The organism is Gordonia caeni (genome assembly GCF_039537105.1).
Lineage (GTDB): Bacteria > Actinomycetota > Actinomycetes > Mycobacteriales > Mycobacteriaceae > Gordonia > Gordonia caeni.
The window spans coordinates 69,756-91,524 of sequence record NZ_BAAAZW010000005.1 but is presented as its reverse complement, the minus strand read 5'-3'; the positions used below and the strand labels follow the sequence as shown (position 1 = coordinate 91,524).

Below are 21,769 nucleotides of genomic sequence, written 5' to 3'. Positions count from 1 at the left end.
GATCGAGCGGACCGCGGTTCGCATCTGGAACCATGGACGCCATGCGCCGATCTGTCGCGTGGACCCCGGCCCCGGAGACCGCCCTCGACCCCGATCCCACCGGGCGTGCCGCGGAGCTCACTGCATTCCTCACCGGCCGGCGCAGCGTGGCGCTGACCGGCGCCGGCCTGTCCACCCCGTCGGGGATCCCCGACTACCGCAGCCCGGGGTCTCCCCCGCGCACGCCGATGACGATCGACATGTTCCTCAGTTCACCGGAGTTCCGGCGGCACTACTGGGCGCGCAACCATCTGGGCTGGCGCCACATGGACGCCACCTCCCCCAACGCGGCGCACCGGGCCCTCGCCCGGCTGGAGGACGACGGACTGATCTCCGGGATCCTCACCCAGAACGTCGACATGCTCCACCTCAAGGCCGGGTCCCGGCGCGTGTTGGACCTGCACGGCTCCTACGGCCGGGTGATCTGCCTGGACTGCGGGCACACCCTGTCGCGGCACGTGCTCGACGCGGCCTTGGAGGCGGCCAATCCGGGCTTCCGGGACCGCGTCACCGGCCGCGGCGCCATCGAGGTGGCCCCGGACGCCGACGCCGTCCTCGAGGACACCGCCGGCTTCGCGACGGTCGATTGCCCGCAGTGCGGCGGCATCCTCAAACCCGACATCGTGTACTTCGGCGAGAACGTGCCGCGCACCGCGGTGGCCCGGGCCTTCGCCATGGTCGACGACGCCGACGCCGTGCTGGTGGTCGGCAGTTCACTGACCGTGATGTCCGGGCTGCGTTTCGTGCGGCACGCGGCCCGGGCGGGAAAGCCCGTCGCGATCCTCAACCGGGGCGCGACCCGCGGTGACGAGCTCGCGCACCTGAAGATCGATCACCGCTGCGAGACGATTTTGCCCGCCGTCGCCGCCGCGCTGGGCCCCGAACCGGTGAACTCCGCTTCTCAGTCGGGCATCGCGTAGGCGCCGTCGAGCGCCTTCACCTGCTGCCACACCCGGTCGAACACGCCGGAGTCGGCTTCGGGGCGGGCGATGGCGTCCAGCGCCCACCGCTGCTGTTCCGGTGTGGCCGACGGTTTGCCGTACAGCGATACCGCGTAGCCGGAGAAGTCCCGGATCTGGAAGTCGAAGATGCGGGCGAGCAGGTCGTCGTCCAGACCGGTGAGCGCGGCCTCTTCGAGGATCAGCTGGCCGTAGACGATCAGGGAGAACAGGTGCCCGATCGTGAGGACGAAGTCGAGGTCGGCGCGCTGAGCCTCACTCGGCGGCGCCGTCTGCAGCAGCGTCTGCAGGGCCTTGGCCTGCGCGTAGAACGCGGCCACGTTCGGCACGTCCAGGCGTGCCTCGTAGGGCGCCGTCCAGTCGGCGAAACGCACCTTCCCGGCGCCGCCGACCGGGCCCTGCGCGAAGAAGAAGGCATCGTCGCCCGGCTCGGTCCGCTTGCCGATCTGGGGGTACTCGGCCGGATCGAACAGGTAGTTGGGCATGAACTTGAGGATCTGCGCGACGTTGACGTGCACGGTCCCCTCCAGCCGCGGCAGCCATCCGATGAAGCGGTTGGCCTGATGGAAGTAGGTGTTCTTCTCGTAGCCCTTGGCCGCCACGACGTCGAGCAGCAGCGTCATCACGGTCTCCCCCTCGGAGGTGACCTTGGACTTGGTGACCGGGTTGAACAGCAGGTAGCGGCGGTCCTCGCGGCCGGCGCTGCGGAAGTAGTCGACGGCGCGGTCGCTGAACAGCTTCATCGCGGCCAGCCGGGCGTAGGCGTCGACGAAATTGCCCTGCACATGAGAGAAGTCGGTGACCGGGTTGCCGTACAGGATCCTGTTGTTGGAGTGCGTGATCGCCTCGTACAGCGAGTGCTCGCACATGCCGACCGAGCCGTGGCACAGGTTGAACTTGCCGACGTTCACGGTGTTCAGGGCGGCGGCGAAGGCCTCCGGCCCGGTGTGCAGGATGTCGGCTGGGCCCACCGGGTAGTCGTCGAGCTCGAAGGTGGAGACGAACATCTGCCCGTGCACCACGTTGCCGATCAACCGATACTCCGGGCGGCGGCTGTCGGCGACGAAGAACACGTAGCCCTCGGGGCCGTCGATGTCGGCGCGCCGGCCGAACACCGACACCATGCCGGCGACGTTGCCGTTGCCGATGTAGTACTTGGTGCCCGACGCGGTGAAACCGCCGTCGGCCCCTTCGGTCAGGATCATGTCGGTGCTGTACACGTCCGCGCCGTGCGACCGCTCCGACAGCCCGAAGGCCATCACTTCGCCGTCGAGGAGCTGGCGAGCCGCGGTGGTCTTGGCCTCCTCGTTGCCCGACATCCAGATCGGTCCCAGGCCGAGGATGGTCACCTGCTCGGCATACCAGTAGGCCAGACCGTAGAACCCGAAGATCTCGCTGAGGGCGGCGTTGCGCGCGGCATCCCAGCGGCGGTTCTCGTCGCCGTCGGCGTAGGCCGCGGGCGTCAGGAAGGTCGCGAACAGCTTCTCGTTCTTCTCGAACTCGAGGAAGTCGTCGACCCACTCCGCGTTCAGGTCGGCCTGCAGGAGCCGATCCTTGCCGTACGACTCGAAGAAGTCGACGGTCGCCCGCAGCAGGCGACGGCTTTCGGGATCGAACTGCGAGAAGTCGGCGGTGGACGGATTCAGCAGGAGTCCTGTCATGGACTCACTGTAGCGAGTCAGGCCCGGACCAGATGGTCGGCGTGGACCACCGGACGGCTGTAGTCCGCGGGTAGCTCTTCACTGGACTTGCCGAGCATGGCGGCGATGTCGTCGGCGTCGTACGAGGAGACGCCGCGCGCGCACACCACCCCGTCGGGACCGGCCAGTTCCACCACGTCACCGCTGGAGAATCCGCCGGCGACACCGGTGATGCCGGCGGCCAGCAACGACCGGCGGCGGCCGACGACCGCGTCCACCGCTCCGGCGTCGATGGTCAAGCGCCCCAGCGCTTCTGCCGCGTGCCGCACCCAGAACCGGCGCGCCGAAAGGCGCTGCGGACGAGCCGCGAAAACGGTGCCCACCGAGGCATCCGCCAGGGCCCGATCTGCCTGGGCCGCGGCCGCCAGCAACACCGGGACGCCGGAATCGGCCGCGAGCCGTGCCGCCGAGAGTTTGGAGGCCATACCGCCGGTGCCCAACGTTCCGCCGGAGCCGGCGATCACACCGTCCAGGTCCTCCGGGCCGGCCACCTCGGCGATGAATCGGGCAGGCTGCCCGTCCGGGCCGGGTTTACGGGGGTCGCCGGTGTACAGGCCGTCCACGTCGGACAGCAGCACCAGGGCGTCGGCGCCGGCCAGGTGCGCCACCAGGGCGCCGAGACGGTCGTTGTCGCCGAACCGCAGCTCGTTGGTGGCGACGGTGTCGTTCTCGTTGACCACCGGCACCGTGTGCAGGGCCCGCAACCGGTCCAGGGTGCGCTGGGCGTTCGCGTGGTGGGCGCGGTTGGAGACGTCGTCGGCGGTCAGGAGCACCTGGCCCACCGTGCGGCCGTACCGGGAGAACGAAGCCTCCCAGGCCTGCGCCATCTTCAGCTGACCGACGCTGGCCGCGGCCTGCTTGGTCGCCAGATCGGCGGGCCGCTTCTTCAGCCCCAGCGGGGCTATCCCGGCGCCCACTGCCCCCGACGACACCACCACCACGTCGCTGCCGGCACGCATCCGCGCTTCCAGGGCGTCGACCAGCAGATCCATCCGCGCGAGGTCGATGCCGGTCTGCAGGTCGGTGACCGCCGACGAACCGATCTTGACGACGATGCTGCGCGCTCCGGCGATCGCCGTCCGCACCTCACTCAATGGTGTCCTCGTCCGTCTCGTCCTCGCTGAGGCGGCGCTGCTTGCGGGCCGCCTTGCGCTCGGCGGCGCCCACGCGATCGTTGCGCTCGAGCCGGATGTCGGTGCCACGGCCGGTCAGCGGCACGTCCTCGCTCATCGGGACGGTCGGCTCCCAGTCGAAGGTCACCCCGGCGATGGTGACCGCAGCGCCCGCCTTGGCGCCGCGCTTGACCAGCGCCTCCTCCACCCCGAGACGATTGAGCCGGTCGGCCAGGTAGCCGACGGCCTCGTCGTTGTCGAACTGGGTCTGGCGGATCCAGCGCTCGGGACGCTCACCGCGCACGATGAAGCCGCCCTCGATGTCGGGATCGGCCGCCACGGTGAACTCGGTCCGGTCCACGGCCTTGGGCCGCAGCACGACGCGTCGCGCCACCGGCTTCTCGTGCTCGCGGCGGTACTCGGCCACCTGCGCCGACAACGCGTACTTGAGTTCCTGCAAACCCTTGTGGGCGACGGCGGAGACCCGGAAGACGGGCCAGCCGCGCTCGGCGATCTCGTCCTCCACCAGGTCGGCGAGCTCGTCGGCCTCGGGGATGTCCACCTTGTTGAGCACCACGATCCGCGGGCGGTCGGCCAGGTCGCCCAGCGACTGGTCCTGCGCCAGCACCGGCTGGTAGGCGGCAAGTTCGGCTTCGAGCGCGTCGATGTCGGAGACGGGGTCGCGGCCGGGCTCCAGGGTGGCGCAGTCGACCACGTGCGCGAGCACCGCGCAGCGTTCCAGATGGCGCAGGAAGTCCAGGCCGAGCCCGCGGCCCTGCGAGGCGCCGGGAATCAGGCCGGGCACGTCGGCGATGGTGAAGGTGTCCTCACCGGCGGTCACCACGCCCAGATTGGGGGCCAGTGTGGTGAACGGGTAGTCGGCGATCTTCGGCTTGGCCGCCGACAGCACCGAGACCAGCGACGATTTGCCGGCCGACGGGAAACCCACCAGGCCGACGTCGGCCACCGACTTGAGCTCCAGCACCAGCTGGCGTTCTTCGCCGGGTTCGCCGAGCAGCGCGAAGCCGGGCGCCTTGCGCGCCCGCGAGGCGAGCGCCGCATTGCCCAGACCGCCGCGGCCGCCCTGGCTGGCGACGAACTCGGTGCCCTCCCCGACCAGATCGGCCAGGACGGTGCCGTCGGTGTCGAGCACCACGGTGCCGTCGGGCACCTTCAGGATCAGCGACTCGCCGTTGGCGCCGCTGCGGTTGCCGCCCTCACCGGGCTTGCCGTTGCCGGCCTTGGCGTGCGGACGGAAGTGGAAGTCGAGCAGGGTGTGCACCTGAGGGTCCACCACCAGGATCACGTCACCGCCGCTGCCGCCGTTGCCTCCGTCGGGGCCGCCGAGCGGCTTGAACTTCTCGCGGTGCACCGAGGAACAGCCGTGCCCGCCGCTTCCGGCCACCGCATCGATGGTCACCCGGTCGATGAACCTCGACATGGCGCTGCCCTCCTAGAGCTGAGCTGGATATAGAAAGCGACAGGGCGGGTCAGGGCTCTCCGCGAACCCTGCCCCGCCCTGTCGGCTTCGAGCTTATGTGTGTGACGTCCGGGTCAGACCGCAGCCGAATCCGGGACGATGTTCACGGTCTTGCGGCCGCGCTTGGTGCCGAACTCCACGGCGCCGTCGGCCAGGGCGAACAGCGTGTCGTCGCCGCCGCGGCCCACGTTGACGCCCGGGTGGAACTTGGTGCCGCGCTGGCGGACCAGGATCTCGCCGGCGTTGACCAGCTGGCCGCCGAAGCGCTTCACACCCAGCCGCTGGGCATTGGAATCGCGACCGTTGCGCGTGCTGGACGCGCCCTTCTTAGTTGCCATTGCTCAGACCTCCTGAAGTCGTTACGGCTGGGTTGTCAGTTGATACCGGTGAACTTCAGGACCGTCAGCCGCTGACGGTGGCCCTGGCGCTTGTGGTAGCCGGTCTTGTTCTTGAACTTGTGGATCCGGATCTTCGGGCCCTTGACGTGCTCCACGACCTCGGCGGTGGCCGAGATCTTGGCCAGCGCGTCGGCGTCGGTGGTCAGGTTCGCACCGTCGACGACGAGCGCCACGGGCAGTTCCACGGAGCCGCCCGGCTCGACGTCGAGCTTCTCGACCTTCACAATGTCACCTTCGGCGACCTTGTACTGCTTACCGCCGGTCTTGACGATGGCGTACGTTGCCATTACCGCTGTCCTCTTAACTCGTCTCATCGGGCCGAGGCGCAGAGGTCTCTGCGTCCGGCGTACATCGGTGTTCGTGCGTCTCCGGCTTCATCCGGAGATCCCCCCGCGGCTGCGCGCACAGGCGCGCTCGCCTGCGGAAGGCGACCTGTCAAGGCTACGGCAGGATACTGAACCAGGTCAAACCGGCTGCCCCGCCGCGCGTCGCCCCGGTCTAGGACGACGGCGGTGCGCCCGCGGCCCTCCGGCCGCCGCGCCGCCGCGGCTTGCGTGTCACCTCCACCACCGGCTCGCTCACGTGCCCTGCGACCGTGGTCACCGGCGCCTCGGTGGAGATCACCATCGGCTCGGCGGGAGCGCTCGGCGCAGCCGCGCGCCGCGCCGCACGCCGGCGCCGGGTGACCACCGGTGCGGCGGTCTCCGGCTCGGGCTCGGGCTCGGGCTTGCCGGCCGACTGCTCGGGCTCTGCCTTCGCCGGCGCCGTCTCGACCTTCGGGGCCTGCTCGGCCTTCCTGCGGGCCGACGCCGACTTCCTGGGGGCCTGCTCGGACTTCTTGGGGGCCTGCTCGGTCACAGGGGCCGACGCGGTCGCGGCGGCTTCCTCGGCCGGCGCCTCCTCGTCCTCGTGGTGCGCCATCGCCTTGAAGAGCGGATGCTCGGCTGCCGGCTTGTGCGACTTGGACTCGGTCGGCGCCGCGGCCGCGGCCGCGGGGGCGTCGGGCTTGTCGTTGCGCCGCTTGTTTCGGCGCGACCGCTTGGAACCGCCGTCGCCGCGCGACGAGTCGTCGCCGGACCGGACCTCCACCGGATTGGTGTGCACGATCAGGCCGCGTCCCTGGCAGGTGGTGCACGTGGTGGAGAAGGCCTCCAGCAGGCCGGTCCCCAGCCGCTTGCGCGTCATCTGGACCAGACCCAGCGAGGTGACCTCGGAGACCTGGTGACGGGTGCGGTCCCGGGCCAGCGCCTCGGTGAGACGGCGCAGCACCAGGTCCCGGTTCGACTCCAGGACCATGTCGATGAAGTCGACGACGATCATGCCGCCGATGTCGCGCAGCCGCATCTGGCGGACGATCTCCTCGGCCGCCTCCAGATTGTTGCGGGTGACGGTCTCTTCCAGGTTTCCGCCGGACCCGGTGAACTTGCCCGTGTTGACGTCCACCACCGTCATGGCCTCGGTGTGCTCGATGATGAGCGTGCCGCCCGAGGGCAGCCAGACCTTGCGGTCGAGTGCCTTGGCCAGCTGCTCGTCGATCCGGTAGACCGAGAACGAGTCCGGCGCACCGGGATCGGCCTTGTCGAACCGGGACACGCGCTCGGACAGATCCGGGGCCACGCGCTCGACGTACCCGGCGACCTGATCCCAGGCCTTGTCGCCCTCGACCACCAGCTTGGTGAAGTCTTCGTTGAACAGGTCGCGGACCACCCGGACCAGCAGGTCGGGCTCCTCGTACAGCGCCTTGGTGCTGCCCGAGGCCTTGGCCTTGTGCGTCTCGGCCGCCGCCTCGATGCCCTTCCACTGCTCTTCCAGGCGGGCGATGTCGGCACCGAGCTCCTCGGCGCTGACCCCCTCGGAGGCGGTGCGGATGATGACGCCGGCCTCGTCGGGCACCAGCTTCGACAGAATCGACTTGAGTCGCTTGCGTTCGGTGTCCGGCAGCTTGCGGCTGATTCCCGTCGACGTGCCGCCCGGCACGTACACCAGGTAGCGGCCGGCCAGCGAGATCTGCGTGGTCAGGCGGGCGCCCTTGTGCCCTACCGGATCCTTGCTCACCTGGACCAGGACGTAGTCGCCGGGCTTGAGTGCCTGCTCGATCTTGCGGGAGCCGCCGTTCAGTCCGGCCGCCTCCCAGTTGACCTCGCCGGCGTACAGGACGCCGTTGCGGCCACGGCCGATGTCGACGAACGCGGCTTCCATGCCCGGAAGCACGTTCTGGACGCGTCCCAGGTAGATGTTGCCGACCATCGACTGCGAGTTCTCGGTGGTGACGAAGTGCTCCACCAGAACGCCGTCCTCCAGGACCGCGACCTGCGTGTAGTCCTCGGTCGGGGTGTGCGGATCGGCGGCGGCCGCGGCCGGATCGACGGTGCGCTCGCGCACCACCATCACCCGCTCGACGGCCTCGCGGCGTGCCAGGAACTCCGACTCGGACAGGATCGGCGGGCGGCGGCGGCCGGCATCGCGACCGTCGCGGCGGCGCTGGCGCTTGGCTTCGAGCCGGGTGGAACCGGAGATGCCCTGCACCTCGTCGCGCTGGCGGCGAGCTCGCGGCTCCCGCTCGTGGACGACGGTGTTCGGCGGATCGTCGGACCCACCGGTCTCGTCCCCGTCCGAACCGCTGCGGCGGCGGCGACGCCGCCTCCGGCGCTTGCTGCTCGGGGTGGTCGAGTCACCGTCGTTGTCACCGCCGTTGCCCTCGTCGTCGGTGGCGGCGTCATCGGTGTCGGCGTCGGCGTTGTCGCCGGTGTCGCTCTTGCCTTCGTCGGTGCCGTCGGCGTCGGCGCTGTCGGCGGACTTGCTGTCACCGGAATCGCTGTCGCCGGATTCGGCCTGGTCGGCGCTGTCGGTGTCGGACTTGTCGCCGTCGTTACCGTCGGCGTCTCCGCGTCCGCGACCGCGGCCCCGGCGGCCCCGGCGACGCCGGCGCGCACGCTGGGTGCCGTCCTCGTTGTCGTCGTCCTGGGCGGCGTCGCTGCTGTCGGCTCCGCTCTCGTCGGTCCCGCTCTTGTCGGTCCCGCTCTTGTCGGCGCCGCCTTCGGCGGAACGCTCCGTCGGGGACTCGTCGTCGACGCTCTCCGCGTCTGCGGCGGGCTCAGCGGCCGGCTTCTCAGCTGCGGGCTTGTCAGCCGCGGGCTTGTCGGCGGGCTTGTCGGCGGTCTTCGGGGTGGGCGGCAGGAACAGCGGCGCCACCTCGCCCGGCGCCGTCACCGGCGCGGCGGGCTCTTCGACGACGATCGCGGAGAACAGCGACTCGGTGACCGGCGCTTGCGCGACCGGCGCCTCGGACGCAGGGGCCTCAGGGGTCTGGGTCTCAGGGATCTGGGTCTCACCGGCGTCGTCGGCCGGCGCTGCGACGCGGTCGGCGACCGACTGCGCCTCGTCCCGGCTGATGGACGATGACGCCGAGCGTGCGGTGACGCCCAGTTCTTGCAGGTGCGCGAGCACTTCCCGGCTGGTCAATCCCAGCGTTCGGGCGAGTGCATGCACGCGGAGTCGTAGGGGAAATGCTTCCGCCGAATGATCCGACGCCTGTGCGTCGGTCGGCGACCCGTTATCGGTCACGTGGTCTCCTTGGGACCCCCGGGCGCGTCGACGACTTGCGGCGACGCGGCCACGCGAGGGCCTTCCCTATGTGTGCGGCCAAATCGGCCGGTGTTGTGTGGTCTTCGCGTCGTCTCAGACGCCTTGCTTGTCGACGTCCACCGCGCCGGCCGCTATGACGGCCACTGCGCTGTGCGTCGCATCCGGGATGCCAAAGTGTGACACCCCCGACTGGACAAGTATCCCACACGTTCACCCGGATCCTGCACACGGCCGGGAATCCGGTCCCCGATCACACCGCCGCGCGGCAGTCGCGCAGCGGTGTGATCAGGCGATCGATCAGGAATTCAGCGAGGGGAACCAGAGGGAGATCTCGCGCGCGGCGGACTCCGGCGAGTCCGAGCCGTGCACGATGTTGAACTGGGTCGCCAGACCGAAGTCGCCGCGGATGGTGCCCGGGGCGGCCTTCTCCACCGGGTCGGTACCGCCGGCGAGCTGACGGAAGGCGGCGATCGCACGATCGCCCTCGACCACCATCGCCACCACCGGGGCGGAGGTGATGAATTCCAGGAGGTCACCGAAGAAGGGGCGCTCGGAATGCTCGGCGTAGTGCGCGGACGCCAGTTCGACGGTCACCTCGCGGAGCTCGAGTGCGGCCAGTGTCAGGCCTTTGCGCTCGATGCGGTTGATGACGTCGCCGACCAGTCCACGCTGGACGCCGTCGGGCTTGATGAGAACGAGAGTCTGTTCAGTCACGAGGCAACACTGTAGCGCCCCGGGTACCCGCCGCGCGATCAGGAGGCCGGGCAGTACTCGCGGTCGATGGACCAGACGCCGTAATCGAACAGGTTCCCCGAGCTCGACTGCGGGTCGATGATGATCTGCACGCAGGCGCCCGGGGTCCGGACTGCAGCGGTGAGTTCACGATCCATCTGCTCGGCGAGTGCCCGGTTGGCCAGACGGTACTGCGGGGGCACCGGGAGCGCCTCGATGCGGTCGGCGGGCTGCTGGCCTGCCAGCCACAGCGTCGCGCTGCGGGTGGCGAGGTATCCGAAGGCCCCGGACGGCACGGGCATCGGTGCGCCGGGCTCCACCTGCTCGATGTTCGGCTCCTGGCCGCTGCGCGGCTCGTCCGGGTCGGCATGCGCGGGCGCGCTGATCAGCAGCGCCCCGATCACCGGCAGCACTGCCGCCGTCGTCACCGCCCAGCGGCGTCCTGCCGCCCCTCGACGCTGCGTCATGCCATCGTTTCCACTCAACCCGGATTCCATCATGTTGCCGCCGAGTGTAGCCGACGTCATACCGGGTGCTGACCGGGCAACTGGCCGCGTTCGATCCGGCGCTCCACGTCCCGCCTGATGTAGGCGATGTAGATCCACACACAGAGGAAGACCACGCCGACCACCGCGATCGACCAGTGGAACAGGCCGCCGAGGATCACCAGTGCCTGCATGGCGAAGTTGATCTGCAGCGCGTACGGGCGCCGCTGCATGCCCGAGAGCACGACCAGCAGCAGGCACACCACGCCCAGGTAGATCCCCGGGACCACCGTCACCCCTCCGCCGAGGGTGGCGACCACAGGAAAGGTCAGGCCCACCACGATGGCCTCCAGGATCAGCACTGCGGCCATGATGCCGCGGAACCCCTTCCACGGATCGGTCAGCGGGGCCGAATACTCGGGTGTCTGGCTCATGCGGGCTCCTTGCCGAACAGGGTGCGACCGGCACCGGCGGTGACCACCGACCCGGTGATCACCACCCCCGCGCCGGAGAGGGTCTCGTCCTCGCCCTCTTCGGCCAGGCCGATCGCGGCGGTCACGGCGTCGGGCAGGAATGGTTCGATCAGCACGCGGTCCTCACCGAAGACCTCCTCGGCCAATTCGCCGAGCGTGGCCGGGTCCAGAGCGCGCGGGGAGCCGTTGTCGGTGATGACCACCGAGTGAAGCACCGGCTCGAGCTGATCCAGGAAGCCGCGCGCATCCTTGTCGCCGAGCATGCCGATCACGCCGATCAGCCGGCGGAAGTCGAACTCCTCGGTCAGGGTGCGGGCCAGTGCCGTGGCCCCGTGCGGATTGTGGGCGGCATCGACGAAGACGCTGGGGGTGCTGCGCACCCGTTCCAGCCGGCCCGGACTGTTCACCTCGGCGAACCCGGCGCGGACCACGTCCGCGTCCAGCCCCCGGTCGGCGCCGGCACCGAAGAAGGCCTCCACCGCGGCGAGGGCGAGTGCGGCGTTCTCGGCCTGGTGCGCCCCGTGCAGTGGAAGGAAGATGTCCTCGTAGGTGCCGCCGAGGCCCTGCAGGGTCAGCAGTTGCCCGCCCACCGCGGTGGCCGAGGAGCGCACCGCGAACTCGGACTGCTGGCGGGCCACCACCGAGCCGGCCTCCACCGCGGCGCGCAGCAGCACGTCCATCGCCTCCGGCTGCTGCACGCCGATCACCGTCACCGGGTCGTCGGGCACCAGGGCCTCCGGGTCGGCGCCGGAGATGATCCCGGCCTTCTCCCCCGCGATCTGGGTGAGCGTGTCCCCCAGGTAGTCGGCGTGGTCGAAGGCGATCGGGGTGATCACCGCGACCACCGAGTCGATGACGTTGGTGGCGTCCCAGCGCCCGCCCATGCCGGTCTCGACGACGGCCACCTCGACGGGGGCGTCGGCGAAGGCGGCGAAGGCCATGGCGGTGAGTACCTCGAACTTGCTCATCCGGGGGCCGCCGGCGGCGGTCGACGAGTCGTCGACCATCGTGATGTACGGCTCCAGGTCGCGGTAGGTGTCCACATAGTCGCGGGGGCTGATCGGCATGCCGTCGATCGCGATCCGCTCGGTCACCGACTGCAGATGCGGGCTGGTGATCTGGCCGGTGCGCCGGCTGAAGGCGCGCAGCAGCGAGGAGATCATCCGGGTCACCGAGGTCTTGCCGTTGGTGCCGGCGACGTGGATCGACGGGTACGCCCGCTCGGGGTGGCCCAGCAGTTCCATCAGCGCGGTGATGCGCGTCAGCGACGGCTCGATCTTGGTCTCCGGCCAGCGCGTGTCGAGCTCGGCCTCCACCGCCGCCAGTTCGGCGAGGTCGGCGTCCCGGTCGGTGTCGCTCACCGGGCGTCCAACTCGGCCAGCTTGGCGGTGAGTCGCTCCACCTCGGCCTCGGCCAGTTCCCGGCGCGCGGTGATCTTGGCGACCACGGCGCCGGGGGCCTTGGCCAGGAACTGCTCGTTGCCGAGCTTGGCGGTGGTGCCGGCCAGTTCCTTCTCCGCAGCGGCGAGGTCCTTCGCGGCGCGTTTGCGTTCGGCCTCCACGTCCACCTGCCCGGAGGTGTCGATGGCGACCGTGGGCGTGCACCCCGACAGCCGTACCTCCACGGTCGCGGTGGTTTCGAAGTCGTCGCCGGCCGGCTGCAGCCGCGCCAGCGACTCCAGCTGGGACCGCAGCTCGTCGAACTCGGCGTCCAGACCGCTCACCCGGGCGGCGACCCGCTGGCCCGGGTTCAGGCCCTGGTCGCTGCGGAACCGCCGCACCTCGGTGACCAGCTTCTGCAGGTCGGCGATCGCGGTGGCGGCCGCGGAGTCGACCGGCTCACCGGAGGACTCCGGCCAGGACGCGACGACGACGGACTCGCCGCCGGTCAGCGCCTTCCACAGCACCTCGGTGACGAACGGCATCACCGGCGACAGCGCACGCAGCAGCTTGTCCAGAACGGTGCCGAGCACCAGGGCGGTGCTCGCCGCTCGCCCGTCGCTCTCCTGGTTCTGCACCTTGGCCAACTCCAGGTACCAGTCGCAGACCTCGTCCCAGGCGAAGTGGTAGAGCGCCTCGCAGGCCTTGGAGAACTCGTAGGCCTCGAACCCCTCGTCGACCTGGGTCAGAACCTGGTCCAGGCGGCCCAGGATCCAGCGGTCGGCGACGGTCAGCTCCGCGCGGGGCGGCAGGTCGCCCGGCCGGGCGCCGTTCATCAGGGCGAAGCGCGTCGCGTTGAACAGTTTGGTGGCGAAGTTGCGCGAGCTCTGCGCGTGCGACTCGCCCACCGAGATGTCACTGCCCGGATTCGCGCCGCGGGCCAGGGTGAAGCGCAGCGCGTCGGCACCGAAGCGGTCCACCCAGTCCAGAGGGTCGATGCCGTTGCCCTTGGACTTGCTCATCTTGCTGCCGTGCTCGTCGCGCACCAGGCCGTGCAGGAAGACGTTGTCGAACGGCACCGCAGCCTTGCGGGCGGCCAGGCCGGCGTCGGCGAGGCCGCCGACGTAGGTGCCGAACATCATCATCCGGGCCACCCAGAAGAACAGGATGTCGTATCCGGTGACCAGCACCGACGTCGGATAGAACTTGTCGAGTTCGGGGGTCTGCTCCGGCCACCCCATGGTGGAGAACGGCCACAGTCCCGACGAGAACCAGGTGTCGAGGACGTCCGGGTCCTGCTCCCAGCCTTCGGGGGCCGTCTCGTCCGGGCCGAAGCAGCCCACCTCGCCGTCCGGGCCGTACCAGATCGGGATCCGGTGGCCCCACCACAGCTGGCGCGAGATGCACCAGTCGTGCATGTCGTCGACCCAGCCGAACCAGCGCGGCTCCTGGCTGGCCGGATGGATCACGGTGTCTCCGTCGCGCACCGCGTCCCCGGCGGCCTTCGCGAGCTGATCGACCTTGACCCACCACTGCATGGACAGCCGCGGCTCGATGGTCTCGCCCGACCGCTCGGAGTGTCCGACGCTGTGCAGGTAGGGGCGCTTCTCCTCGACGATCCGGCCCTGCTCGGCGAGCGCCTCGCGCACCGCGACCCGGGCCTCGAAGCGGTCGAGGCCGTCGAACCGGGTGCCGGTGCCCTCGATGCGGCCGGTCTTGTCCATGATGGTCGGCATCGGCAGGTTGTGCCGGACGCCCATCTCGAAGTCGTTGGGGTCGTGCGCCGGGGTGATCTTGACCGCGCCGGTGCCGAACTCAGGGTCGACGTAGGCGTCGGCGATCACCGGGATGGCCCGGTCCAGGAACGGGTGGGCGATCTCGGTGCCCACCAGATCCCGGTAGCGCTCGTCGTCGGGGTGCACCGCGATCGCGGTGTCGCCGAGCATGGTCTCCATCCGGGTGGTGGCCACCACGATGTGCGGCTCGTCGTCGCTGAGCGAGCCGTAGCGGAACGAGACGAGTTCGCCTTCGACCTCCTCGAACTTCACCTCGATGTCGCTGATCGCGGTCTGCAGCACCGGCGACCAGTTGACCAGGCGTTCGGCCCGGTAGATCAGGCCGTCGCCGTAGAGCTTCTTGAAGATGGTCTGGACGGCGCGCGAGAGGCCCTCGTCCATGGTGAAGCGGTCGCGGCTCCAGTCCACGCCGTCGCCGAGGCGGCGCATCTGTCCCTGGATGGTGCCGCCGGATTCACGCTTCCACTCCCAGACCTTCTCGATGAAGGCCTCCCGGCCGAGTTCCTCGCGGTCGATACCGGCCTCGGCCAATCGGCCGGCCACGATGTTCTGCGTCGCGATGCCGGCGTGATCCATGCCCGGCAGCCACAGCACCTCGTACCCTTGCATGCGCTTGCGGCGCGTCAGGGTGTCCATCAGGGTGTGGTCGAGCGCGTGTCCCATGTGCAGGGAGCCGGTGACGTTCGGGGGCGGCAGCACGATCGAGTAGCCCGGCTTGTCGCTGGTGGGATCGGCTTCGAAGTATCCGGAGGCTACCCAGCCCTCGTACAGCGCTTCTTCATGCTCGGCGGGATTCCAGGCAGCGGGAAGCGAGTTGCTCGCGTCAGGGGTAGTCACGACCTCGATTCTAGGTAATGACTCGGCGCGGCCTTCGGGGCCGGTGCCCCTTCTACTGTAGCGCGCGCATCGGGGCTTGCCGCAAGGCCCGATCGGGGGTGCATAATCGCTGCTCACGCCTACTCCTGGAGCCGCCCGCATGCCACCGCAGTCCACCTACTTCGACCTGCCCGACAGCAGCGCCCGCAAGGCGGCCGCAGCATTGATCGCCGACGACGACGCGCGCTTCGCCGCGATCGACGCCGCGGTGGCCGCTCATTCCGACGGCATCGAGGAACGGCTGGACACGCTGTACCGGACTCCGGCGCGGGGCGGGCGCGAAGCCGCCGAGCGGGACGCCGAGATCCGTGGGCTCACCGCGCGTCTGAAAGTTCTGCGCCGCCGCGGCGCCGAACTGTGCCTGGGCCGGATGACCGCGCCCGACGGCACGATCGGCTATCTCGGGCGGATCGGTGTGACCGATGCGGACGGGCGCGACCTCCTCCTGGACTGGCGCACCCCGGCCGCTGCACCGTTCTTCGCCGCCTCCCGGGCGCAGCCGTGCGGGCTGGCGGCCCGGCGCCGCTACCGCTGGTCGAACGGCCGGGTGAGCGACTACTGGGACGAGGCGCTCACCGACGACGCCCTCCGGAGCCTCGACGGCGGCGCCCTGGACGCGGAGTCGTCGTTCCTGGCCGCCCTCGGCGCCGCGGGCACCGGACGGATGCGCGATGTGCTCGCCACGCTCGCCGCCGAACAGGACGCGATCATTCGCGACCGGGCCGGCGGCACCCTGGTGGTCGACGGCGGCCCGGGCACCGGCAAGACCGTCGTCGCGCTACACCGCGCGGCCTACCTCCTCTACGCCGATCCGCGCGTCACCGCGGCCCGCGGCGGCGTCCTGTTCGTCGGGCCCACGCCGGCGTTCCTGTCGTACGTGGCCGACGTGCTCCCCGACCTCGGCGAGGAGGGCACCCGCTTCGCGACGCTGCGCGACCTGACCGCCGAGGGCGCCGGGGCGATCGAGGAGCCCGATCGGCGGGTCGCCGAACTCAAGGCCGGTCTGACCGCTGCGATCGAGCGGGCGGTGGCGTTCTACGAGGATCCCCCGGACCGGCCGGTCACGGTGGAGACCGACTGGGCCGACGTCACCGTGACCGCCCGGGACTGGGCCGTCGCCTTCGACGCCGTCGAATACGGCACGCCGCACAACGAGGCCCGCGGCCAGATCCTCGACGCGCTGACCGAGCACCTCGCCGCACGGCACCCCGGACTGCCCGGCGGCGAGTTCGCAGCGGCGCTGGCCGCGGACCGGAGTCTGCTCTCGGCGCTGCACCGGGCGTGGCCGCTCCTGGACGCCCGCGACGTGGTGGGCGACCTCTGGACCGTGCCCGCCTACCTGCGCCTGTGCGCGCCTGCGTTGTCCGTCGACGAGGCGGCCGCCCTGCACCGGCCGGATCCGCAGCACTGGACCGTCGCCGACCTGCCCCTCCTGGATGCCGCACGACATCGCCTGGGCGACAAGGACTTCGAGTCGAGGGACCGGCGCCGCAGCGCAGCGGTCGCGGAGCAGCAGCGGGTGATGGGCGAGGTCCTCGACGAGTTGGTGGCCGCCGACGACGACCGCGAGGGGCTGGTGCAGCAGTTCGCCTTCGGCGGGATGGGCACCCTGGTGACCGACGAGACGGGCCTGCCGGTCGCGGACCCGGATCGGCTGGCCGGACCGTTCGCGCACGTCGTGGTCGACGAGGCACAGGATCTCACCGACGCGGAGTGGGCGATGTTGGCGCGTCGCTGCCCGGCGGGCGGCTTCACCGTGGTGGGCGACCGCGCGCAGAGCCGCCGCGGCGACGACCGGACGTGGCGCGAACGCCTGACCGCCGCCGGCCTGCGCGATCTGCGGGTGGCAGCGCTGTCGGTGAACTACCGGACACCGCGGGAGGTGATGGAGGTCGCCGCCGAGCAGATCCGCCCGCTGCTGCCGAGCGCGAACATCGGCGAATCGATTCGCAGTGCGGGGCGCCCGGTGCGCCGGATCGGCGTCGACCAGGTGCCTGCGGTGCTGGATGCCTGGCTCGCGGGCAACGACGGTGTCGCCGCGGTGATCGGCGGGCCCGGCCGGCTGGCCGGGATCGGCGAGCGCGCGCGGGTACGGGCACTGCTGCCGTCGGAGACCAGCGGCCTGGAGTTCGATCTGGTGGTGGCCATCGCGCCCGGCGAATACGGCAGCGGTCTGCCCGGAGCGGTGAACCGCTACATCGCGATGACCCGGACGACGGGCGAACTGGTCATCGCCGAGTGATACCGCTCAGGCCAGTTCGCGGAGCCGGTGCAGGTCTTCGGGAGCGTCGACGTTGGTGAGCCAGCGCGGATCGGAGACGCCCACGCGGTGGGTGACGACGGCATCGAGGGCGTTGGTCATCAGCAGTTCGCCCTGGGCGACCAGTTCCTCCAGCGCCGGGAGGGCGCGCACCCGGTAGATGCCGGCCAGCGGATGATCGCGGCCGCCCTCGTGAGCGATCACCACGTCAGGCGAGCCGGTCAGCGCGCGCAGCAACTCATCGATCAGGTCCGCGCTCACCAGCGGAAGGTCGGTGGCGCAGACGAAGGCCGCGGCGGCGCCGGCGTCCTTGGCGGCGGACAGGGCGGCAACGATGCCCCCGAGCGGCCCGGTCCCGACCTGCTCGTCGGTGACCCAGGTGAGTTCGGAGTCCGGCCCCAGTTCGGCGAACGCCTGCGAGGAGGCGGGCGCGGCCACCAGCACCGGGCTGCACCGCTGCCCGATCGACTCGGCGATCACGTCGAGCATCGGGCGCCCCTCCCACTCGAGGGAGGCCTTGTCCTGACCCATCCGGCGCGATCGCCCGCCCGCGAGAATGATTCCGGCCAGTCCGTGCTGCCTCTGCTCAGTCATGCTCGCCATTGTGTCGTCAAAGCCGGGGCGGCAGAAGCCGATTGGCCCGATCGGTCGCACCCCGGCCAGTCATCCCGATCAGCCGTCACTGCCGGGCGAGATGACGCCGCACGCCACGCGTGCACCGGCGTCACCGGTGGCCATGGTCTCCTCGTCCGGGCCGGGGGTGCCGTCGGACTGCCGGTACTTGTCGGCGGGCACGTTGGCGAAGTTGTCCGGGCCGGCGTGGATGACGATGGCCGACCCCGTCCCGGCGGACAGGTCGTCGCGCGTCACCGCGTCGGTGGTGGTCTCCAGCAGCGCGGACCCGTCGCTGCGCACCTGCAGGGAGGACAGGTCTCCGCTGGACGGATGCCCGGAGTGCCCGGGTGCCTGGAAGTGTCCGCCGGCCGACAGGAAGTCCCCTGCCTCGCCCCCGTCCGGCGGCTGCGAGTCCGGTTCGCAGACACCCACCGAGTGGATGTGCAGGCCGTGGAACCCCGGGGACAGCTTGCCCGGCTCCTCGGTGGTCACCTTGACGGTCACATAGCCGTCGTCGAACTCGAACTCCGCGGTGGCGATCTGCTCACCGGCGGCGTTCCGGAGGGGGACGTCGATGTCGTCGTCGCCGTTGTTGTCGGAACTCCCGCACGAGGTCAGGGCCACCGCGACCGCGACGGCCGCCACGGCCCCGCCCAGTCGTGCCCCGCGTCGCCGGATTCCAGGTCGTCGCATTCGGGGAGTAGTCATGCATCCCACGGTAGACCCTGTCCGGCCCTCTGGCAGAGGCAATTCTTTGCCGTTCGGCAATAGGCATTGCGCCGATGGCGTCGTGGGGCGCATGCTCGCTGTCATCACCGAACCCGCCGACGAGAGGACCGCACCGATGAACGAGAACCATGACCGGCACGACGAAGTGATCGTGATCGGCGGAGGAGCCGCCGGCCTGAGCGCCGGCCTGACCCTCGCACGCGCCCGGCGCGCGGTGACCGTGATCGACGGCGGCGCACCGCGGAACGCGCCCGCCGCGGGAATCCACGGTCTCCTGGCCAACGAAGGCATCGCGCCCGCCGAGTATCTGGCGCGCGGCCGGACCGAGGTGACCGGCTACGGGGGCCGCGTGCTGGCCGGGCAGGTCCGCGACGCCCTCCCCGACGGCGACGGATTCGCCGTCACCCTGGACGACGGCACCGTGCTGCGCAGCCGGGCGCTGCTGGTGGCCACCGGCGTGCGCGACGTGCTTCCCGATCTCCCCGGCCTGGCCGCCCACTGGGGCACCAGCGTGCTGCACTGCCCCTACTGCCACGGCTGGGAGGTGCGCGATCGGCGCATCGGAATCCTCGGCACCGGTCCGCTGTCGTGGATGCAGGCGCTGATGTTCCACCAGTGGAGCGACGACGTCGTCCTGCTCGCAGGCGATGCCGATCCGGCCCCCGACGAGGTGGCCAAGCTCGAGGCCGTCGGGATCGAGGTGGTGCGCGGCCGCGTCGCCGAGGTGCTCGACGACGCCGCCGGCGCCCTGACCGGTGTCCGGCTGGCCGACGGCACCGCAGTGGAGGTGGATGCGCTCGCCGTGCATTCGCGTATCGAGGCCAACGTCGGGATAATCGCAGGCCTCGGGCTGCCCCTGGAAGAGAATCAGATGGGCACCGTCGTCCCCTCCGATGCCGACGGCAGCACCGCGGTGCCGGGCGTCTGGGTGGCCGGAAACCTGCGCGACCAGGCCGCGCAGGTCACCGCGGCCGCCGCCGACGGAGTCCTGGTGGCCGCCCGCCTCAACCTGAACCTGACCTTCGCCGACGCCGACCGCGCCGTCGAGGAACGCCGCGTCACGGCCTGAACGCCGAGCGCACTCGTCCCCTCCCCGCCCCACAGGAGAACTCATGGCACCCCATCACCACGACGCGGAAATGTCCGGCGACTACTGGGAACAGCGCTGGGCCGGCGCCGACCACCCCGAGGCGGCGGCCGAACACCCGTACCTGCAGCGTGAACTCGCCGGGCTGACTCCCGGCACCGCGGTGGATGCCGGCTGCGGCGCCGGCAGCGAAGCGATCTGGCTCGCCGCACACGGATGGACCACCACCGGAGCCGACGTCTCGGCCAGCGCCCTGCGCCTGGCCGCCGACCGCGCCGACCAAGCCGGGGTCACCGTCGACTGGGTCCACGCCGACCTCACCGACTGGGCGCCGGCCGAACCGGTGGACCTGGTCACCACCTTCTACGCGCACCCGGAGGGCGATCAGCTCGCCTTCTACCGGCGACTGTCGGACTGGGTGGCACCGGGCGGCACCCTGCTGGTCGTCGGGCACCTCCACCATGACGGTGCCCACTCGGAGGGCGACCACTCGGACGGCGACCACTCGGAGGGCGACCATCCGGGGCCGCCCGAGCAGACGAAGGTGACCGCGGACTGGATCAGCGAGGTCCTGCCCGCCGGCCGGTGGCGGATCGAGTCCGCGACCGGAGAGTCGCGCAGCGTCGTCGATCCGCAGGGGAAGACCCAGCGCCTGCACGATGCAGTGGTGCGCGCCACGCGAACAGCGTGACGCGCACCAGGGCTGGAGCGGGGAAGCCCGGACTCAGGCGGACTTCTCGCGCCGCTGCGGGGGCTTGCGCGGGACGATCGTCGGCAGCACGTTGTCGCTGACCGTCTCACCGGTCACGACCACCTTGGCGACGTCGGTGCGGCTGGGGATGTCGTACATCACCGGCAGCAGCACCTCCTCCATGATCGCGCGGAGACCGCGGGCACCGGTGCCGCGGTGGATGGCCTGCTCGGCCACCGCGTCCAGGGCGTCCGGGGTGAACTCGAGCTCCACGTTGTCCATGTCGAAGAGCTTGCAGTACTGCTTCACCAGCGCGTTCTTCGGATCGGACAGGATGGAGACCAGCGCCTCCTTGTCCAGGTTGGTCACCGAGGCGATCATCGGCAGCCGGCCGATGAACTCCGGGATCAGCCCGAACTTGATCAGATCCTCCGGCATCACCTCGGCGAAGTGATCGGTGGTGTCGACGTCGTTCTTGGTGGTCACGTCGTTGCCGAAACCGATACCGCGCTTGCCGACCCGCTCGGAGACGATCTTCTCCAGCCCGGCGAAGGCGCCGGCCACGATGAACAGGACGTTCGTCGTGTCGATCTGGATGAACTCCTGGTGCGGGTGCTTGCGGCCGCCCTGCGGGGGCACCGATGCCTGCGTGCCCTCGAGGATCTTCAGCAGCGCCTGCTGCACGCCCTCGCCGGAGACGTCGCGGGTGATCGACGGGTTCTCGCTCTTGCGCGCCACCTTGTCGACCTCGTCGATGTAGATGATGCCGGTCTCGGCGCGCTTGACGTCGTAGTCGGCGGCCTGGATCAGCTTCAGCAGGATGTTCTCGACGTCCTCGCCGACGTAGCCGGCCTCGGTGAGCGCGGTCGCGTCCGCGATCGCGAACGGGACGTTGAGCATCTTGGCCAGGGTCTGCGCCAGGTAGGTCTTGCCGCAGCCGGTGGGGCCGAGCATCAGGATGTTCGACTTGGCCAGCTCGACGGACTCGCCGCCGCGCGGCTCCTTCTTCTCCCCTGCCTGAATGCGCTTGTAGTGGTTGTAGACGGCCACCGCCAGCGTGCGCTTGGCGGTGTCCTGACCCACCACATAGGTATCGAGGAAGTCACGGATCTCGGCCGGCTTGGGCAGCTCGTCGAGCTTCACATCGCTGGTCTCGGCCAGCTCTTCCTCGATGATCTCGTTGCAGAGATCGATGCACTCGTCGCAGATGTACACCCCGGGGCCGGCGATGAGCTTCTTGACCTGCTTCTGGCTCTTACCGCAAAACGAGCATTTCAGCAGGTCGCCACCATCTCCGATACGTGCCATCTGGCTTGCACCCACTTCCTGATCTACAGGACCTCAACGGTACCTGCGCTAGTCGTCGTCCACCC

18 protein-coding genes are annotated in these 21,769 nt (G+C 70.4%); 4 read left to right on the top strand and 14 right to left on the bottom strand.

The genetic code is table 11. The features are described from left to right. Positions 1–41: 41 nt before the first annotated feature. Positions 42–959 (top strand): NAD-dependent protein deacetylase, encoded by a 918-nt coding sequence (locus ABD732_RS09375; RefSeq protein ID WP_344782948.1) that lies wholly within the window; start codon positions 42–44, stop codon positions 957–959. Here the strand turns inward: ABD732_RS09375 and ABD732_RS09370 are convergent. The 11 genes from ABD732_RS09370 to ABD732_RS09320 all read right to left on the bottom strand — a co-directional run bounded on the left by ABD732_RS09370 (position 941) and on the right by ABD732_RS09320 (position 14,975). Beyond that, entirely contained in the window at positions 941–2,659 is a 1,719-nt protein-coding gene (locus ABD732_RS09370) for an acyl-CoA dehydrogenase family protein (protein ID WP_344782946.1), read from the bottom strand. The two genes, ABD732_RS09375 and ABD732_RS09370, sit on opposite strands and share 19 nt — an antisense overlap. Positions 2,660–2,676: 17 nt before the next feature. Next, positions 2,677–3,792: a glutamate 5-kinase gene (gene proB / locus ABD732_RS09365; protein ID WP_344782944.1), complete on the bottom strand. Its 1,116-nt coding sequence runs from the start codon at positions 3,790–3,792 to the stop codon at positions 2,677–2,679. Then, positions 3,785–5,251 carry a GTPase ObgE gene (gene obgE / locus ABD732_RS09360; protein ID WP_344782942.1) on the bottom strand — a complete coding sequence of 489 codons (1,467 nt, stop codon included), beginning with the start codon at positions 5,249–5,251 and terminating at the stop codon, positions 3,785–3,787. Before obgE ends, proB begins: the two co-directional genes overlap by 8 nt. A gap of 113 nt (positions 5,252–5,364) precedes the next feature. Next, positions 5,365–5,628, bottom strand: a complete 264-nt coding sequence (gene rpmA / locus ABD732_RS09355; protein WP_344782940.1) for a 50S ribosomal protein L27 — start codon at positions 5,626–5,628, stop codon at positions 5,365–5,367. A 35-nt stretch (positions 5,629–5,663) separates the two neighbouring features. Then, positions 5,664–5,975, bottom strand: a complete 312-nt coding sequence (rplU, locus tag ABD732_RS09350; protein ID WP_344782938.1) for a 50S ribosomal protein L21 — start codon at positions 5,973–5,975, stop codon at positions 5,664–5,666. Positions 5,976–6,186: 211 nt separating this feature from the next. After that, on the bottom strand, positions 6,187–9,252 hold the full coding sequence (locus ABD732_RS09345) for a translation initiation factor IF-2 N-terminal domain-containing protein (RefSeq protein ID WP_344782936.1): 3,066 nt from the start codon (positions 9,250–9,252) through the stop codon (positions 6,187–6,189). Positions 9,253–9,570: 318 nt separating this feature from the next. Further along, positions 9,571–9,987: a nucleoside-diphosphate kinase gene (gene ndk, locus ABD732_RS09340; protein WP_344782934.1), complete on the bottom strand. Its 417-nt coding sequence runs from the start codon at positions 9,985–9,987 to the stop codon at positions 9,571–9,573. 38 nt (positions 9,988–10,025) lie between these two features. Beyond that, complete coding sequence (locus ABD732_RS09335; protein ID WP_344782932.1) at positions 10,026–10,472, bottom strand: hypothetical protein; 447 nt, start codon at positions 10,470–10,472, stop codon at positions 10,026–10,028. Positions 10,473–10,528: 56 nt separating this feature from the next. After that, positions 10,529–10,924 carry a DUF4233 domain-containing protein gene (locus ABD732_RS09330; protein WP_344782930.1) on the bottom strand — a complete coding sequence of 132 codons (396 nt, stop codon included), beginning with the start codon at positions 10,922–10,924 and terminating at the stop codon, positions 10,529–10,531. Continuing rightward, positions 10,921–12,324 carry a bifunctional tetrahydrofolate synthase/dihydrofolate synthase gene (gene folC / locus ABD732_RS09325; protein WP_344782928.1) on the bottom strand — a complete coding sequence of 468 codons (1,404 nt, stop codon included), beginning with the start codon at positions 12,322–12,324 and terminating at the stop codon, positions 10,921–10,923. Before folC ends, ABD732_RS09330 begins: the two co-directional genes overlap by 4 nt. Continuing rightward, positions 12,321–14,975: a valine--tRNA ligase gene (locus ABD732_RS09320; RefSeq protein ID WP_344782926.1), complete on the bottom strand. Its 2,655-nt coding sequence runs from the start codon at positions 14,973–14,975 to the stop codon at positions 12,321–12,323. The genes folC and ABD732_RS09320 overlap by 4 nt, the downstream gene beginning before the upstream one ends. Positions 14,976–15,114: 139 nt before the next feature. Between ABD732_RS09320 and helR the strand changes: the two genes are divergently transcribed. Further along, on the top strand, positions 15,115–17,256 hold the full coding sequence (gene helR, locus ABD732_RS09315; RefSeq protein ID WP_344782924.1) for an RNA polymerase recycling motor ATPase HelR: 2,142 nt from the start codon (positions 15,115–15,117) through the stop codon (positions 17,254–17,256). Between the two features lie 6 nt (positions 17,257–17,262). Here helR and ABD732_RS09310 read toward each other — a convergent pair whose 3' ends face one another. Both ABD732_RS09310 and sodC read right to left on the bottom strand, forming a co-directional pair. Next, the gene (locus tag ABD732_RS09310; RefSeq protein ID WP_344782922.1) at positions 17,263–17,868 is read right to left on the bottom strand and encodes a molybdenum cofactor guanylyltransferase; all 606 of its coding nucleotides are present in this window, start codon (positions 17,866–17,868) and stop codon (positions 17,263–17,265) included. A gap of 78 nt (positions 17,869–17,946) precedes the next feature. Further along, positions 17,947–18,597: a superoxide dismutase[Cu-Zn] gene (gene sodC / locus ABD732_RS09305; RefSeq protein ID WP_344782920.1), complete on the bottom strand. Its 651-nt coding sequence runs from the start codon at positions 18,595–18,597 to the stop codon at positions 17,947–17,949. Between the two features lie 136 nt (positions 18,598–18,733). On the opposite strand from sodC, the gene ABD732_RS09300 reads away from it, so the two are divergent. After that, complete coding sequence (locus ABD732_RS09300; protein ID WP_344782918.1) at positions 18,734–19,687, top strand: NAD(P)/FAD-dependent oxidoreductase; 954 nt, start codon at positions 18,734–18,736, stop codon at positions 19,685–19,687. Between the two features lie 43 nt (positions 19,688–19,730). Beyond that, positions 19,731–20,396, top strand: a complete 666-nt coding sequence (locus tag ABD732_RS09295) for an SAM-dependent methyltransferase (RefSeq protein WP_344782916.1) — start codon at positions 19,731–19,733, stop codon at positions 20,394–20,396. A 33-nt stretch (positions 20,397–20,429) separates the two neighbouring features. Here the strand turns inward: ABD732_RS09295 and clpX are convergent, their stop codons facing one another. Beyond that, positions 20,430–21,704: an ATP-dependent Clp protease ATP-binding subunit ClpX gene (gene clpX, locus ABD732_RS09290; protein ID WP_344782914.1), complete on the bottom strand. Its 1,275-nt coding sequence runs from the start codon at positions 21,702–21,704 to the stop codon at positions 20,430–20,432. Between the last annotated feature and the right edge of the window lie 65 nt (positions 21,705–21,769).